The organism is Arcicella sp. GW458-12-2-14-TSB2, from assembly GCF_059423785.1.
On record NZ_JBWKYN010000035.1, the window covers coordinates 1 to 14,739 of the forward strand.

The 14,739-nt window shown below is 36.3% G+C and carries 12 protein-coding genes; 6 read left to right on the forward strand and 6 right to left on the reverse strand.

Annotation, left to right across the window (positions count from 1 at the left end; genetic code table 11):
- A partial coding sequence (gene hisB, locus AC07XN_RS07180; RefSeq protein WP_494742547.1) for a bifunctional histidinol-phosphatase/imidazoleglycerol-phosphate dehydratase HisB occupies window positions 1-1,113 on the forward strand: 1,113 nt, incomplete at its 5' end.
- A gap of 323 nt (window positions 1,114-1,436) precedes the next feature.
- On the opposite strand, the gene hslU is transcribed toward hisB, so the two are convergent.
- Both hslU and porQ read right to left on the reverse strand, forming a co-directional pair.
- On the reverse strand, window positions 1,437-2,831 hold the full coding sequence (gene hslU, locus AC07XN_RS07185; RefSeq protein ID WP_309919690.1) for an ATP-dependent protease ATPase subunit HslU: 1,395 nt from the start codon (window positions 2,829-2,831) through the stop codon (window positions 1,437-1,439).
- A gap of 54 nt (window positions 2,832-2,885) precedes the next feature.
- On the reverse strand, window positions 2,886-3,920 hold the full coding sequence (gene porQ, locus AC07XN_RS07190; protein WP_494742548.1) for a type IX secretion system protein PorQ: 1,035 nt from the start codon (window positions 3,918-3,920) through the stop codon (window positions 2,886-2,888).
- Window positions 3,921-4,227: 307 nt separating this feature from the next.
- On the opposite strand from porQ, the gene AC07XN_RS07195 reads away from it, so the two are divergent.
- The 3 genes from AC07XN_RS07195 (at window position 4,228) to AC07XN_RS07205 (ending at window position 8,439) form a co-directional block, all read left to right on the forward strand.
- Window positions 4,228-5,784 (forward strand): acyl-CoA carboxylase subunit beta, encoded by a 1,557-nt coding sequence (locus AC07XN_RS07195; protein WP_494742549.1) that lies wholly within the window; start codon window positions 4,228-4,230, stop codon window positions 5,782-5,784.
- 146 nt (window positions 5,785-5,930) lie between these two features.
- Window positions 5,931-7,016: a M42 family metallopeptidase gene (locus AC07XN_RS07200; RefSeq protein WP_309919680.1), complete on the forward strand. Its 1,086-nt coding sequence runs from the start codon at window positions 5,931-5,933 to the stop codon at window positions 7,014-7,016.
- A gap of 403 nt (window positions 7,017-7,419) precedes the next feature.
- On the forward strand, window positions 7,420-8,439 hold the full coding sequence (locus AC07XN_RS07205) for an AraC family transcriptional regulator (protein ID WP_494742550.1): 1,020 nt from the start codon (window positions 7,420-7,422) through the stop codon (window positions 8,437-8,439).
- A gap of 163 nt (window positions 8,440-8,602) precedes the next feature.
- Here the strand turns inward: AC07XN_RS07205 and AC07XN_RS07210 are convergent, their stop codons facing one another.
- The 3 genes from AC07XN_RS07210 to AC07XN_RS07220 all read right to left on the reverse strand — a co-directional run bounded on the left by AC07XN_RS07210 (window position 8,603) and on the right by AC07XN_RS07220 (window position 11,468).
- The gene (locus AC07XN_RS07210; protein WP_494742551.1) at window positions 8,603-8,953 is read right to left on the reverse strand and encodes a DUF4260 domain-containing protein; all 351 of its coding nucleotides are present in this window, start codon (window positions 8,951-8,953) and stop codon (window positions 8,603-8,605) included.
- 87 nt (window positions 8,954-9,040) lie between these two features.
- Window positions 9,041-9,997, reverse strand: coding sequence for an NAD-dependent epimerase/dehydratase family protein (locus AC07XN_RS07215; protein WP_494742552.1), 957 nt, complete (start codon window positions 9,995-9,997; stop codon window positions 9,041-9,043).
- 349 nt (window positions 9,998-10,346) lie between these two features.
- Window positions 10,347-11,468, reverse strand: a complete 1,122-nt coding sequence (locus AC07XN_RS07220; RefSeq protein ID WP_494742553.1) for a redoxin domain-containing protein — start codon at window positions 11,466-11,468, stop codon at window positions 10,347-10,349.
- A 149-nt stretch (window positions 11,469-11,617) separates the two neighbouring features.
- Between AC07XN_RS07220 and AC07XN_RS07225 the strand changes: the two genes are divergently transcribed.
- A complete protein-coding gene (locus tag AC07XN_RS07225; RefSeq protein WP_494742554.1) occupies window positions 11,618-12,400 on the forward strand; it encodes an amidohydrolase in 783 nt (260 codons plus the stop codon).
- Between the two features lie 2 nt (window positions 12,401-12,402).
- A complete protein-coding gene (locus AC07XN_RS07230; protein ID WP_494742555.1) occupies window positions 12,403-13,041 on the forward strand; it encodes an SGNH/GDSL hydrolase family protein in 639 nt (212 codons plus the stop codon).
- Window positions 13,042-13,099: 58 nt separating this feature from the next.
- On the opposite strand, the gene AC07XN_RS07235 is transcribed toward AC07XN_RS07230, so the two are convergent.
- Window positions 13,100-14,587, reverse strand: a complete 1,488-nt coding sequence (locus AC07XN_RS07235; protein WP_309919654.1) for a Do family serine endopeptidase — start codon at window positions 14,585-14,587, stop codon at window positions 13,100-13,102.
- Window positions 14,588-14,739 lie beyond the last annotated feature (152 nt).

Sequence of the window (14,739 nt, forward strand, 5' to 3'; positions counted from 1 at the left end):
ATATTGTTTATTGACCGTGATGGTACTATTATCGTTGAACCTCCAACAGATTTCCAAGTAGATTCTCTAGAAAAATTAGCGTTTCTTCCCAAAGCAATTTCTAATCTTCGCAAAATAGCCGAAGAGGCAGATTTTGAATTGGTAATGGTAACAAATCAGGACGGTTTAGGAACAGACTCTTTTCCAGAAAATACCTTTTGGCCTGCACACAACAAAATGATGGAAACATTGAGTAATGAAAATATTCATTTCGCTGATGTTCACATTGACCATACATTTGAACACGAAAATGCGCCGACACGTAAGCCAAGAACGGGAATGTTGCAAAAATATTTTGATGAAACCGTTTATGATTTAAAAAATTCTTTCGTTTTAGGTGACAGACTCACTGATGTTCAATTAGCCATTAATTTAGGAGCTAAAGCAATTTACTTAGGTGATAATGAGCCTGAGGATAAAGTATTAAATGATGCTGTTGCACTGACGTCAAAAGATTGGGACGAAATTTATCAGTTCCTACGCTTACCAGAACGTATTGGTAGCATAGAACGTATTACAAAAGAAACGCAAATTTGGGTAACTGTCAATTTAGATGGAAAAGGTAAATCAAACATTGATACTGGTTTAGGCTTTTTCGACCACATGTTAGACCAATTGGCGAGACATTCGGGTGCAGATTTGACCATCAAAGTAAATGGCGATTTACATATCGATGAACACCATACGATTGAAGATACGGCTTTAGCTTTGGGTGAGGCTTATTTAAAAGCATTGGGTGATAAGAAAGGAATTACCCGCTACGGTTTTTATTTATTACCGATGGACGAAGCCTTAGTACATGCTGCGATTGACTTCTCAGGAAGAAACTGGATGGTTTGGGATGCTAAATTCTCGCGTGAGAAAATTGGGGAAATGCCTACAGAAATGTTCTTCCATTTCTTTAAATCGTTTACAGATACGGCCAAATGTAATTTGAACATCAAAGCCGAAGCTGATAATGAACATCATAAAATAGAAGCTATTTTTAAGGCTTTTGCAAAGGCTATCAAAATGGCAACGAAACGTGAAATCAAAGATTTAGATATTCTCCCTTCCACAAAAGGCGTATTGTAAACCTTATTTTACGTGTTTAGTAGCTAAATTAAACAAAGAATTAATCACGAATAATCTATATTTGGTAATTCTTAGTTACCTTTGTAAGCAAGAAAAAATCGAATATTTGAACCTTCAAAATCATATAAAAATGTCTGGAACATTATTAACTTGGGCTTTCTTTATCCTACTTATGGGTGCTTCTACTATTGTAGCTATCAAATTACAAAAAGTTTATAATGAAAGAGGTAAGTAATTAGCCCCAATTTTCTAAAGGTATTGTACCAAAAAGAGCTTCTTGAAAATTTCAAGAAGCTCTTTTTTATGAATTAAACATTGATATTTTACAAAATATATTGGCTCAAATCTCTGTTTTTTACCATACCTCCCAAGCGTTCCAATACTAGTTCTTTGCCAATCACTATTTTTTCATTAGGAACTATCACATCGGGTATATCAAACATAATATCGTTTAATAAATGTGACATTACCGTTTGTAAACGCCTTGCTCCGATATTTTCAACTTCTGAATTTACGGCAAAAGCTATTCTGGCTATCTCTGCTAAGGCTTCATCATCAAACGATAATTCTACTCCCTCTGATTGTAATAAAGAAATATACTGTTTCGTCAAAGCACTTTTAGGTTCTTTTAGTATCCTATAGAAGTCTTCTTCTTTTAAACTTTGTAGTTCTACCCTGATAGGGAATCTACCTTGTAACTCAGGAATCAAATCACTCGGCTTTGAAACATGAAAAGCACCCGCTGCGATAAACAGTACGTGGTCAGTATTAATGACACCATACTTAGTATTCACCGTAGAACCTTCAACGATAGGCAACATATCTCTTTGTACACCTTCACGACTTACGTCGGGACCACCTCCGCCACTTCTTGACGATGCGATTTTATCTATTTCATCAATGAAGATAATCCCTAAGTTCTCAGCTTTTCTGATAGCCTCCTCCTTTACTTCATCCATATCAATCAGTTTTGCTGATTCTTCTTCCAAAAGTACCTTGCGCGCATCAGCGATAGTCATCTTACGCTTTTTCTCTTTTTTGGGTAACATTCCTCCAATCATTTCAGAAATATTCATCATCGACATTTCATCAATTGGTCCACCCATCACCCCAATGTTGGGCGTATTTACACTACGAACAGCAATGTCAATCTTACGGTTTTCAAGTTCCCCTCTTCTTAATTTTTCACGGAATAACTCTCTGGTTCTTTGGTTCAATTCTTCGTCGCTTTCAGGGACTTCGTTACTATCAAAACCTACCTTTTCTTGCTTTTTCTTTTTACCTGTTTTGCCCATTGATGGCACTAATGCTTCCACAATAATCTCTTCAACGATTTCAGAGGCTTTATCTTTTACTTCTTCTTTTTTAGCTGATTGTACTAGATGAATAGACGACTCAACTAAATCTCTGACCATTGATTCTACATCACGCCCTACATACCCTACTTCTGTAAACTTTGACGCCTCAACTTTTGTAAATGGAGCGTCGGCCAACTTTGCTAATCTACGTGCTATCTCAGTTTTCCCAACACCAGTCGAGCCAATCATTAAGATATTATTGGGTGTAATTTCTTTTTGCATTTCTATTGGAGCATTCATCCGTCTCCAGCGATTTCGAAGTGCAATTGCTACATTTTTCTTGGCATCTTTTTGCCCAATGATGTATTTGTCGAGTTCTGCGACAATTTGTTTAGGAGTTAATGATTCTAAATTTGCCATCTTTTAAACTTTCCACGAATTGGGGATTTAACCAACGCGTGGGTCGGTGAATTTTTATTTTATTATTCTGTTTAAGTCACAAACTAAACCAAAACTATTCAAATTTCCTGCGGTATTATAGCCTGAATACCCATAGGAAAAATCCAAGAGTTTGGTGTGTATTAAAAAACCCAAGGAGAACCCAGAAAAGCCACTGATATTCTGTTGACTCAACTCGGCAGCCCTTAAATGATTATACCCAATTAAAGCATGAAAATTTTTATTAAACAAAATTTCTGTGCCAACTACAAAATGCCTTGCTATTTTATCTGCTAAACCTACTTTATTCTCAATGATATTACCATTAAAGTCTTTTTTGATAATGGTTTTATCTAAATATGCAATATCGTATTGATATAAGTGATGAGCCGTAAATGAAAAACGGACTGGCATATATTTAGGTTTAAAACTAATACCTGCTTGTACATCAAAAGGTAAATTGCTATTATCAAACGGAGTATATGCTTTTAATAATGCTCCTATATTTTTTGCACTTATCCCAAGCGTCAATGCTTGGGTAGGATGCTTAAATATAGCACCAAAATCTAACAATAAAGCTACCGCTGAATAACTTTCTACGACTGATGACACATATTTTATACTTCCCCCAAAGGTAATATTGCCTTGAGTCCTAGCACTGGATAACGTAAGTGCTACATCATTAGCGGTAAATTGTCCAAGAATATTTCCAGCAGCATCTGTTAATTGAAAATTGCCATAATTAACCGACTGAACACCTAAAGCAACAATGTTTTTCTTGAAACTTCGACCATAAGCAGCCGTGGTATAATTGATGCCTGCAAAATAAGGAATATAATTTACAGCTAAAAGATTATGCAAAGTGGTATCTAAAAGAGCAGGATTCTGGAAAAGTACATTTATATCTTTATTGGTATGCGAAACGTTTATTCCACCCAAAGCTAACGTGACAGGATTGCTGGGAATATTCAAAAAGCTGAAGCTTTGATTACCTCCAATCTGAGAAAAACCTTGTCGGGCAATTTGTAGAAAAAATAGTATGAAAAATTTCCAAATGTAATTTTTATTCATGCTTCATTTAATATTTTTTGTCCTTTAATCATAATATTGTTTAACCAAACTACAACCCTATATTGAGTGATATAAAACAATTTTGATAAAAACGAACCAAGATAAGCATTCAATCTAGTATAAGACTATTTATTTATATTTATTATTGTGTAATTTATCAGAATATCGCTAGAGTTTTCATTAAAATACACAAAAAAAATAAAATTATACAAAATCAAGAAACTATATTGTTTTTGCAGGTAATTGCTATTTGAAAGTATATCTTTGATAAGAATTCTAATAAAACAATAGAACAAAATCATTCAAAATGAATACAGGGGGCAATCAAGTGAAATTTGATGAATTAGCAAAGAAAAATACTGAAGCTTTATTGGGTGGAGGTGAAAAACGGATTGAGGTTCAACACAAAAAAGGAAAGCTGACAGCACGCGAAAGGGTAATGTTGCTATTGGATGAAGGTAGTTTTGAAGAGATTGGCAAATTCGTGATGCATCGCTGTAAAGATTTTGGGTTAGATAAAGAATATTACTTGGGAGATGGCGTAATTACGGGCTATGGTACCGTAAATGGGCGTTTGGTCTATGTATTTGCTCAAGACTTTACCATCTTTGGCGGAGCGTTATCCGAAACACATGCGGAAAAAATCTGCAAGATTATGGATTTAGCCATGAAAAATGGTACTCCTATTATTGGTCTGAATGATTCTGGTGGCGCTAGGATTCAAGAAGGCGTTACTTCATTGGCAGGGTATGCGGATATTTTTTATAAAAACACCTTGGCTTCGGGCGTAATTCCACAGATTTCCGCCATCATGGGGCCATGTGCAGGTGGGGCAGTATATTCTCCAGCGATAACCGACTTTATTTTAATGGTTGAAAACACTTCATATATGTTTGTAACAGGCCCGAATGTGGTAAGGACTGTTACCCATGAAGTAATTACTTCAGAGGAATTGGGCGGAGCTTCTACGCATTCTACCAAATCGGGCGTAACACATTTTTCTTGTGCCAACGAAGTGGTCTGTATCAATAACATCAAAAAAATATTATCGTATGTTCCTCAGAACTGCGAAGATAAAGCGCCTTCCCTACCCTATGAAATAGGCAATGAAGAACGAAAAGGCTTGGATAGCATTATTCCAGAGAACCCTCATCAGCCTTATGATATCAAGGAAGTAATTGAGCATATTACTGATTCCGACTCCTTCTTTGAAGTGCATAAAAACTATGCTGAAAATATTGTCGTTGGCTTTGCTCGTCTGGCAGGTAGAAGTATTGGTATCGTAGCCAATCAACCTATCGTGATGGCGGGCGTATTAGACATTCAGGCAAGTCAGAAAGCTGCCAGATTTGTTCGTTTTTGCGATTGTTTCAATATTCCATTATTAGTGTTAGAAGATGTCCCCGGGTTTATGCCTGGCACTAACCAAGAATGGGGCGGCATCATCTCTCATGGAGCAAAACTATTGTATGCTTTCTGTGAAGCTACCGTACCAAGAATTACGGTAATTACCCGCAAAGCCTATGGAGGGGCTTATGATGTAATGAATTCCAAACACATTGGTGCTGATATGAATTATGCTTGGCCAACAGCCGAAATTGCGGTAATGGGGGCTAAAGGTGCGGCGGAGATTATTTTTAAAAGAGAAATATCAGAAGCAGAAAACCCAGTTGAGAAACTACAAGAAAAAGTAGAGGAATATACCGAGAAGTTCGCTAATCCGTATAGAGCGGCACATCGTGGCTATATTGATGAAGTAATTCAGCCTTCAGAAACGCGTCAGAAATTAATACGGGCTTTTAAAATGCTGGAAAATAAAGTAGCTAATTTACCAAGGAAGAAGCATGGGAATATTCCTTTGTAGCTGTGAGCTTTGAGTTATGAGCTTTGAGCTTCTTTTTTGCAGGATATTTAACTAAAAATTGATTTTTATCCCCAAAGGCTTTAAAAACCTTTGGGGTTTTGTATTTTTGTAAAAATGACATTTCGAAATATATCAATACTTTAATTATGACTGAAAACGCAAAAACATTTCTCTACGAATACCTTAACAATGCTTCGCCAACTGGTTTTGAAGCATCGGGACAACAAATTTGGTTAGACTATATCAAACCTTATATCGACGAAACTATCATTGATGTGTATGGTACAGCCGTTGGGGTGATTAAACCAAACACTGCTTCGTTGGCAAAATCTTATAAAGTAGTTATCGAAGCGCACGCTGACGAAATATCTTGGTTTGTAAACTATATCGACGATAATGGTTATATTTTCGTAAGAAGAAATGGTGGTTCTGATGCCGTGATTGCCCCTTCTATGCGTTGTAATTTACACACTAAAAAAGGTGTTGTAAAAGGCGTATTTGGCTATCCTGCTATTCACGTGCGTGATTTGGCAAAAGACAAAGCTCCAACTGTAAATGATATTTTTATTGATTTGGGTGCCGCCAACAAAAAGGAAGTGGAAGAAATGGGCGTTCATGTTGGAACGGTGGTAACTTTTGAAGATGGTTTAACTGAATTGAACAATCGTTATTACGTTGGTCGTGCCTTGGATAACCGCATTGGTGGCTTTATGATTGCAGAGGTAGCACGCATGTTAAAGGAAAATAAAGTTGAACTTCCTTTTACATTGTATGTAGTAAATGCTGTACAAGAAGAAATAGGTTTACGTGGTGCTGAAATGATTGTAAGACGTTTGAAGCCAGACGTAGCAATTGTTACTGACGTTACCCACGATACTCAGTCGCCGATGTATAACAAAAAAGAACAAGGTGATTTAAAATGTGGTGCTGGCCCAGTAATTTGTTATGGCCCTGCTGTACAAAATAACCTACGTGATTTTATTATTGACGTAGCTGAATCTAAAGAAATCAAAATCCAGCGTCAGGCGGTTTCTCGTTCTACTGGTACGGATACTGATTCATTTGCTTATGCAACTGAGGGAGTAGCTTCTGCGTTGATTTCTTTACCATTAAAATACATGCACACAACCGTTGAAACCGTTGCGAAAGACGATGTGCAAGCAGTAATTAATTTGATTTACGAATCTCTATTGGCTCTGACTGGCAACGAAGATTGGCGTTATTTGAAGTAAGCTGTAAGCTTTGAGCAGTGAGCTGTGAGCTTTTTTTACGCTAAAAATCTTTTGCAAGCTATGAGCTTTTTTAGGCTAAAAAAATAAATCTCATTGCTCATATTAGCTGTCAGTTATGAGCATTGAGCTATGAGCTTTTTTAGGCTAAAAAATAAATCTCATTGCTCATATTAGCTGTCAGTTATGAGCATTGAGCTGTGAGCTTTTTTTAGGCTAAAAAATTAAATCTCATTGCTCATATTAGCTGTAGGCTATGAGCCGCGAGCTATGAGCTTTTTTTAGGCTAAAAAATTAAATCTCATAGCTCATATTAGCTGTCAGCTATGAGCTTTTTTAGGCTAAAAAATTAAATCTCATAGCTCATTGCTCACAGCTCAAAGCTCACTAATCATAGCTTAACAATATGTCCAACACACTTTCTGTTTCTTCTTTCAACTTAATTCTATATTCAGCCCAACAAAGAGGTGCTGAATACAGTGTGCTGTGCGAAAAAGTAGGATTAACAGCCGATATGCTTCAAGACCCTGACGCTCGTTTACCTATCAGAAAAGTGCAGGAATTATGGAAAGAGGCAGTGGAAATGACGGGTGATGAACATTTAGCATTGCATATAGGTGAATCTATCAATACTGTTGCGGTGGGAATTTTGGCTTATGTGATGATGCACTGTCCTACTTTGGATAAAGCTTTAGAAAAACTTTGCCAATATCAAGACATCGTTTGTGATGGTTCAAAAACTGAGTTTTATATAAAAGACGATTTGGCTTATGTAACTTTAACACAGTTAAGCGAGGATATGCTTTATCCGCAATATGCTTTTGAATCTGAATTATCTATTTATAATGAAGCCGTAAAAGGTATGCTTGGTAGGGCATTACCCCTTCATGCAGTGCATTTTAATTATCCTGCTTATTCACCACATTTAAGTGAGTACCAACGCATTTTTAAGACTGAGCAGGTACTCTTTGAAAGTGATATTACAGGAATCGTTTTTGATAAAAAGTACTTAGACTATCCTATTCTGAATGCCAATCCAAATCTTTTTCCTTTGTTTGATAAGCACGCGCAAAGTATTCTGAGTAGCCTTAAACAAGATAATTCTATCAAAGAAAAGGTTAAGAAAGAGATTTTGGACGGACTAAAAGGGGAAGAGCCATCGTTATTTAATATTTCTAGGAATCTGGGCATTGGGTTACGTTCACTACAAATGAAACTCAAGGAAGAAGGAGTCACTTTTCAGCAACTCCTTGATGACATTCGTAAGAACTTGGCTGTTCAACATCTACAAGAAACGCATTTAAGCACGACAGACATTGCTTATTTATTAGGTTATTCTGAACCGAGTGTTTTCTTTCGTTCCTTCAAAAAATGGACTGGGTATACTCCAAACGTGTATCGCAAAAACCCTAAAACGGTAGCGTGAGTCAGTTAGTGAATGAGTGATTTAGTGATTATCATTTAAAACCGTGAAGGTCGACGGCTCACAAATTACCTATTCTTTTACTTTTGACTCATTCCTTGGAGTTTTAGTAAGTGTTCCCTCCTTAAAAGCTCATTACTCATAGCTCATAGCTGAGTGCTAACAACTATTTCCCTATCTTTCCCAAATGCGTATTCCCAAAACTATCTTCATATTTTAAGCCATAGCCCATCATTCTATCAAAGGATGAGTGTGCAAATAGAATTGTTCCCACTAATAAAATGATTTGGTTTTGTAGGTAGAATCCTAACACTAACATACTAATGCCTAAGGCTTTATGATGAACAAAATTATATAGCCAAGCACCCGCTTTAGTATTAATTAAATAACCTAACATCCCTAAATCTGGTGTAAGTAGCAATGCAGGAAAGTACCACCAAGCAAATTCCAATCGACTGAAAATTAGTATTCCCAACACAAATTCAGCCATTTCTTCAAGTCTTAATATAGTTTTCATAATGTTTTTTGTATTTAATATCTGTTTGTTTAAAAGGTAAAATGTTAAACTAAAAAAAACTCCCTGCTCAAGGCTTTCCGCTCACAGCTACTTCACAAGCTCATTCTCCTTAAACCAATCCAACGTTTGAGTAATGGCTTCTTGCAAAGGAGTTTCTTTAAAAGTTGGAAAAATACTTCTCACCTTAGTATCGTCCAGTATTACTGTTCCTTCAAAAAGGTAAAGCATCTCTTTTACTTCTTTCATTACTGGCATAAAAATTCCTAATACTGTAAATAACCATTTGGGATAAACCGTTATCTTTTCTGGAGCATTGGCTGACCTTGAAATCTGGTTAAGAAAACCTTTGATTGTTGGATGTGCTTGTCCGCCATAATTATAATTTTCATAAGGTTGCTGAACACCTCTTTGCATTAATCTTACCATCATTTCGGCAGCATCTTTGGTAAAAACCATCTGATGCGGAATATCAATTCGAACAGAATAAGGGATAGCGTTACCTTTAAGGGCATTTATAAAAATAGGCTTTATACCCGCATTCAATACATTAGGACCCCAAAAATCTGGCAAACACACATCTAATACCTTACATTTCCCAGTATGGGCGGCATCTTTCAACATCTTCTTTAACTCAACACGCAAAGCTCCTTTTCGGGTGCAAGGATGCTCAGGAGAATCTTCTTTAATTAATGGGGTTTTGCCATAGTTGTAAATATTCCCAGGAAAAACAATCATTGCTTGATTGATACTGGCAGCTTCAATAATCTTGGCAGTCACTACATCCATATTACCAAACCATTGGTCATAAGGATAATTAATCCCGTGAAAAATATACTTTTTGTCGGCAGAGACTTGTTTTAAAAGATTCAAATCTTGCACATCACCTTTGATGATTTCTACATTGTCAAAGTCTTTAAAAAGATTTGTTGCCTTGGCTACATCACGAACAATGATGCTTACTGGAATATTTTTGTGAAGTAAATTTTCGGTAAATGCATAACCAATACTTCCTGTTGACCCTAGAACTAAGATTTCTGATTGCATGTTTTCTGGTTGTTTAATGATGATACAAAGTTGTCTCAATCCATCGAAATCGTCCTTGACCAATCGTGCAAATAACATGACATTTCACGAAAACCTATTAATAAAATAGGAGTCCTCTCTAATTTTAAAATCAAAGAAAAGAGCGGTCAAAAACTAATTTTGACCGCTCTTTTTTAATTGATTTATAGTTCCGTTAGGAACGGTATATCGGTAGAAGTATCTTTGATAGTTCATTCTAGCCCCATCGGGGCGAAATATTTCGCCCCGATGGGGCTAGAATGGGAATCTTATTGACAATGTCCCTACCGATATTTCACCTCTACGAGGCTAATATTTTAAGAAAATTAGCTCAATAATATCTTCCTACAGAAGGGTTATCTACAATGATTCTCTTCATTTCCTGAGGATTAATCGTTCCTTGTTTCTGATACACTACCTTTCCATTCGGCTCTATCAGCAAAGTATACGGCAAAGCTCCTTGCCATTTTGGGTCAATAAGTTCTATCAGTTTGTAGGCATCATCTGAATTAAAAATATAATTTTTGTTAGAAGCCTGTAGTCTTTTCAGCGTTGCCAAAGCTTTATCTTTTTTGTCTGGTTTATCTGCCGAGACAGTCACTAATTCAAAATCTCGTTGTCTAAACATTCTATTGATGGTCATAAAATCAGGCAATTCTGCCACACATGGCCCACACCAAGTAGCCCAAACGTTGATTAATCTTAATTTCCCCGAATCATTTTTCAATAAACTCTTGATACCTGCTTCATCGATTGATTCCAACGCTACGGGTTCTTTTGCCCAATCTACTTTTTCTTGAGCTGCTAATTCTCTTTTACCTCCCCATTTTATCGAACATCCAAACGTTTTGGTTTTACTCACCGTTACGGGCTTGTCCGCCAATAATTCATCAAGGGCTCTTCTGGTATCATGATTTTTAGGCGTCCCCGTTGGTTTCTCAACATCATCAATTCTTCCCGAGTATCTTAATATTCTTTTCTGGTCAAAAATAAAGGCATGAGGCGTAGCCACAGGTCCATATTTTTTAGAGGCTACTTCCGTATCACCATCATACAAATAAGGAAAATTGAAATGGTGTTCTTTTGCCCTGATTTTCATATCATTGTAACTATCGCCCAAATCGGTATAACCCATTTCGTCCAAACGCACACTTACTGGGTCATTGGGTGAAATAGCTATTACTTGCACTCCTTTGGCTTGGTAATCTGTCACAAGTTTTTTGATGCGCTCTTCATAAGATTGTGCCGTCGGACAATGATTACAGGTAAATACTACAACTAAAAGTTTGGCTTTGGTAAAAGAATTGAGCGTATACATTTTGCCATCAGTTCCCTTTAAATTAAAATTAGGAGCAGCAGCGCCAATTTCTAAAGTAGGATGTTCTTCAATATTTTTGAAGCCCAATAATGCTATGCAAATCGTTAATAATGAGAGGGAAAGTATTCTTTTCATAGTTTTGATAAATTGTTTTTTTCTATACAAAAGAAAACACTTTTTCGGACTAATGTATCTTGCTTTGGTTGCTTTATTTGATTGAGCCATAGAAAATCACTATTTTTGGTAATAGTCACCCACTATTTTTCTTTTATAAAGATATATTTATGCAAGACCTTTCAATAACTCTTATTCAAACGAATTTATATTGGGAAAACACCACTGCTAATTTGGCGATGTTGGAAGAAAAAATTGCGCTGATTGATACGCCTACTGACCTTATTATTTTGCCAGAAATGTTTAATTCTGGCTTTACGATGAATGTAAAAGAGGTTGGAGAGCCCATGAATTTTTTCGTGCAAAAATGGATGAAACAACAAGCTGCACAAAGCAATGCCGTGGTCACGGGTAGTTTTATTGTAAAAGATGGCAATCAGTTTTTCAATAGATTAATCTGGATGCGTCCTGATGGTAGTTTTGAGCAATACGACAAACGTCATTTATTTAGAATGGGGGGCGAACATCATTATTTTACAGGTGGTACAAAAAAGCTAATTGTGGAATTGAAAGGCTGGAAAATCTGTCCGCTTATTTGTTATGATTTACGGTTCCCTGTATGGTCTAGGAATGTAAATCAAGCGTATGACTTATTAATCTATGTAGCCAATTGGCCAGCAGTTCGTTCAAAAGTGTGGGATACCCTCCTACAAGCCCGTGCTATTGAAAACCAAGCTTATGTAGTTGGGCTAAACCGTGTAGGCAAAGACGGAATGGATTTAATATATTCGGGCAATTCGGCAGTGATTGATTTTAAAGGTAATCAACTTTTTTATGAAGAAAATATTGAAATTGTAACCACACAGGTACTCCATAAAAAAAGTTTGGCTGAATTCAGAGAGCAATTCCCTGCTTATTTAGATGCGGATAGTTTTGACATTAAAACCAATTGATTATGCAGAAAAAACTACTAACTTTTTCATTATTTTTAAATTTTTTATTTATCATTACGGGTGGCATCTTGGCATACCAATTTAGGCTAAAACTCTATCGATATTTATTCCCCGTGAAATCAAAAAATATTTTATTGATTGGTGATTCTTTGATTGCACAAGAAAACTGGTCGTTGCTCTTAGGCAGAAATGACGTTTACAGCATAGCTTATGGTGGGGCAATCACTTTGCATATTTTAAAAAACTTAACATTACAAGTACCCCAAATTAAACCAAAAATTTGTGTAATTGAAGGCGGTATAAACGATTTGCTAGCTGGCGTACCCGAACAAAGAGTTTTTGAGAACTACCAAAAAATGATTAAAATCCTTCAAGAACAGCAAATTAAAATAGTTGTTCAAGCGGTAGTTTATACGTCGATGTCTGATATTAACAAAGAAATCACACTGCTGAATAATAAATTAGCGAGGTTTTGCCAAGAAAATCAATTAGTATTTGTTGATGCTAATTCGTATTTAGCTGAAAACAATCAACTAAAAACACAATATTCATTAGATGGCATTCATTTACAATATGACGCTTACCCTATCTGGGCAAAAGAATTAGCAAGGGCATTGGAAGCCCTAGAAGACAAACCATAAAAAAACCCTGTAAAGTAGTACTTTACAGGGTTTTTACTTCTACTTATATAAAGAATTATTAAAGTATCATTAGTACGCGTGTACCGTCAACATCAATACCTTCAAGTCTAACTTTACCTTTGCGATTAGCTAAAACATCTGCTACTTCTTTTGCATCAGTAACAGCTTTGTCATCAATTTTAGTGATAATAAAGCCTTTATCTAATCCTTGGTAACCTAATCTACCTTCTGGATCAACGTCAGTGATTTTAGCACCGCCGCTTACTTTGAATTTAGCTTTTTCGCTATCAGTTAAGTTTGCAAGCTTAGCACCTAGAAAATCGCTTTTTACAATGTTTCCAGCAGTTTCACCTTTCACAATGTTTGTATTGCCATCTTTGTTTTTCAACACAACATTGAAATCTTTTAGGTCTCCATCACGGTTTACAGTAACTACTACAGTTTCACCTGGGCGTTTGCGACCTACCAATTCCATCAATTTAGACATTGATTTGGTTTCGATGCCATCTATTTTTACAATTACATCATTTACTTTTAATCCAGCAGCTTGTGCAGAACTTCCGCCTGCTGTTGGGAAACCACCAACATACACACCGTCGCCTACTTTCAAATCTTTTTCCTCAACCAATTTGGCATTCACTTCAGTAATGTTGATACCTAAGTAACCACGTTGCACATTACCATATTTAATCAAATCAGCCGCTACTTTTTTAACAATCCCTACTGGCACTGCAAAAGAATATCCTGCAAATTGACCAGTACGGCTATAAATAGCAGTGTTGATACCAATAAGCTCACCTTTTAAGTTTACCAAAGCACCACCAGAGTTACCCGGATTTACGGCTGCATCTGTTTGAATAAATGATTCTAATGGATTAACATCTCCACCTCGGTCGATAATGTTTTGGCGTCCTTTTGCTGAAACAATACCCGCTGTAACAGTCGATTCTAAATTGAACGGATTACCTACAGCCAATACCCACTCTCCTACTCTGATTGCATCTGAATCACCAAAAGTTAAGAATGGTAAATTAGAGCTTTTCACTTGAATTACAGCAATATCTGTAGCTGGGTCAGTACTAATAACTTTAGCTTTTAATTCGCGTTTATCATTCAAAATTACAGATACTTCGTCGGCATCTTGTACTACGTGGTTGTTAGTAACAATATAACCGTCTGAACTAATAATTACACCCGAACCTGATGCTTCTTGAGGTTCAACTTGCTGACGACGACCGCCTCCGCCGAAGCCTCCGAAGAATTCTTCAAACGGATCCATCATTTGACGGCTAACGTTACGTGTCATTTTCGTTTTGATGTGTACTACCGCAGGTGTTGCTTTTTCAGCAGCATAAGTAAATTCACCCGGAGCCCCTGCTGGAACAGCTCCAGCATTTGAAACCATTCGTGTGAAAGCAGAAGGCGTATTGGTAAATAAGGCGTCTGATGATGATTTTTCTAAAAACAGCTTATAGGCTCCAAGCGTAGTAGCACTACTCAATATTCCGGCTATAGCTAGGTTTTTTACATTACTTTTAATTTCCATGGTTTGTGATATTTTGTTAAATTTTACAAAACAATACAAGAATGAATAAATTTTTAATCTTTAATTCACATCTGCTAATTTAACGCTAAAACTTTTTTTAAGGTGCATTCCTTTAAAGCTTTTTAACATATTTTAAGAAAATACTTATTCGT

What these genes read in the sequence shown, in the direction of transcription:
- AC07XN_RS07215 (WP_494742552.1), bottom strand. Translation starts at nt 9,997, where the DNA reads ATGCAATCAGAAATCTTAGTTCTAGGGTCAACAGGAAGTATTGGTTAT.
- AC07XN_RS07220 (WP_494742553.1), bottom strand. Translation starts at nt 11,468, where the DNA reads ATGAAAAGAATACTTTCCCTCTCATTATTAACGATTTGCATAGCATTA.
- AC07XN_RS07200 (WP_309919680.1), top strand. Translation starts at nt 5,931, where the DNA reads ATGACTGAAAACGCAAAAACATTTCTCTACGAATACCTTAACAATGCT.
- AC07XN_RS07195 (WP_494742549.1), top strand. Translation starts at nt 4,228, where the DNA reads ATGAATACAGGGGGCAATCAAGTGAAATTTGATGAATTAGCAAAGAAA.
- hslU (WP_309919690.1), bottom strand. Translation starts at nt 2,831, where the DNA reads ATGGCAAATTTAGAATCATTAACTCCTAAACAAATTGTCGCAGAACTC.
- porQ (WP_494742548.1), bottom strand. Translation starts at nt 3,920, where the DNA reads ATGAATAAAAATTACATTTGGAAATTTTTCATACTATTTTTTCTACAA.
- AC07XN_RS07225 (WP_494742554.1), top strand. Translation starts at nt 11,618, where the DNA reads ATGCAAGACCTTTCAATAACTCTTATTCAAACGAATTTATATTGGGAA.
- AC07XN_RS07205 (WP_494742550.1), top strand. Translation starts at nt 7,420, where the DNA reads ATGTCCAACACACTTTCTGTTTCTTCTTTCAACTTAATTCTATATTCA.
- AC07XN_RS07235 (WP_309919654.1), bottom strand. Translation starts at nt 14,587, where the DNA reads ATGGAAATTAAAAGTAATGTAAAAAACCTAGCTATAGCCGGAATATTG.
- AC07XN_RS07210 (WP_494742551.1), bottom strand. Translation starts at nt 8,953, where the DNA reads ATGAAAACTATATTAAGACTTGAAGAAATGGCTGAATTTGTGTTGGGA.
- AC07XN_RS07230 (WP_494742555.1), top strand. Translation starts at nt 12,403, where the DNA reads ATGCAGAAAAAACTACTAACTTTTTCATTATTTTTAAATTTTTTATTT.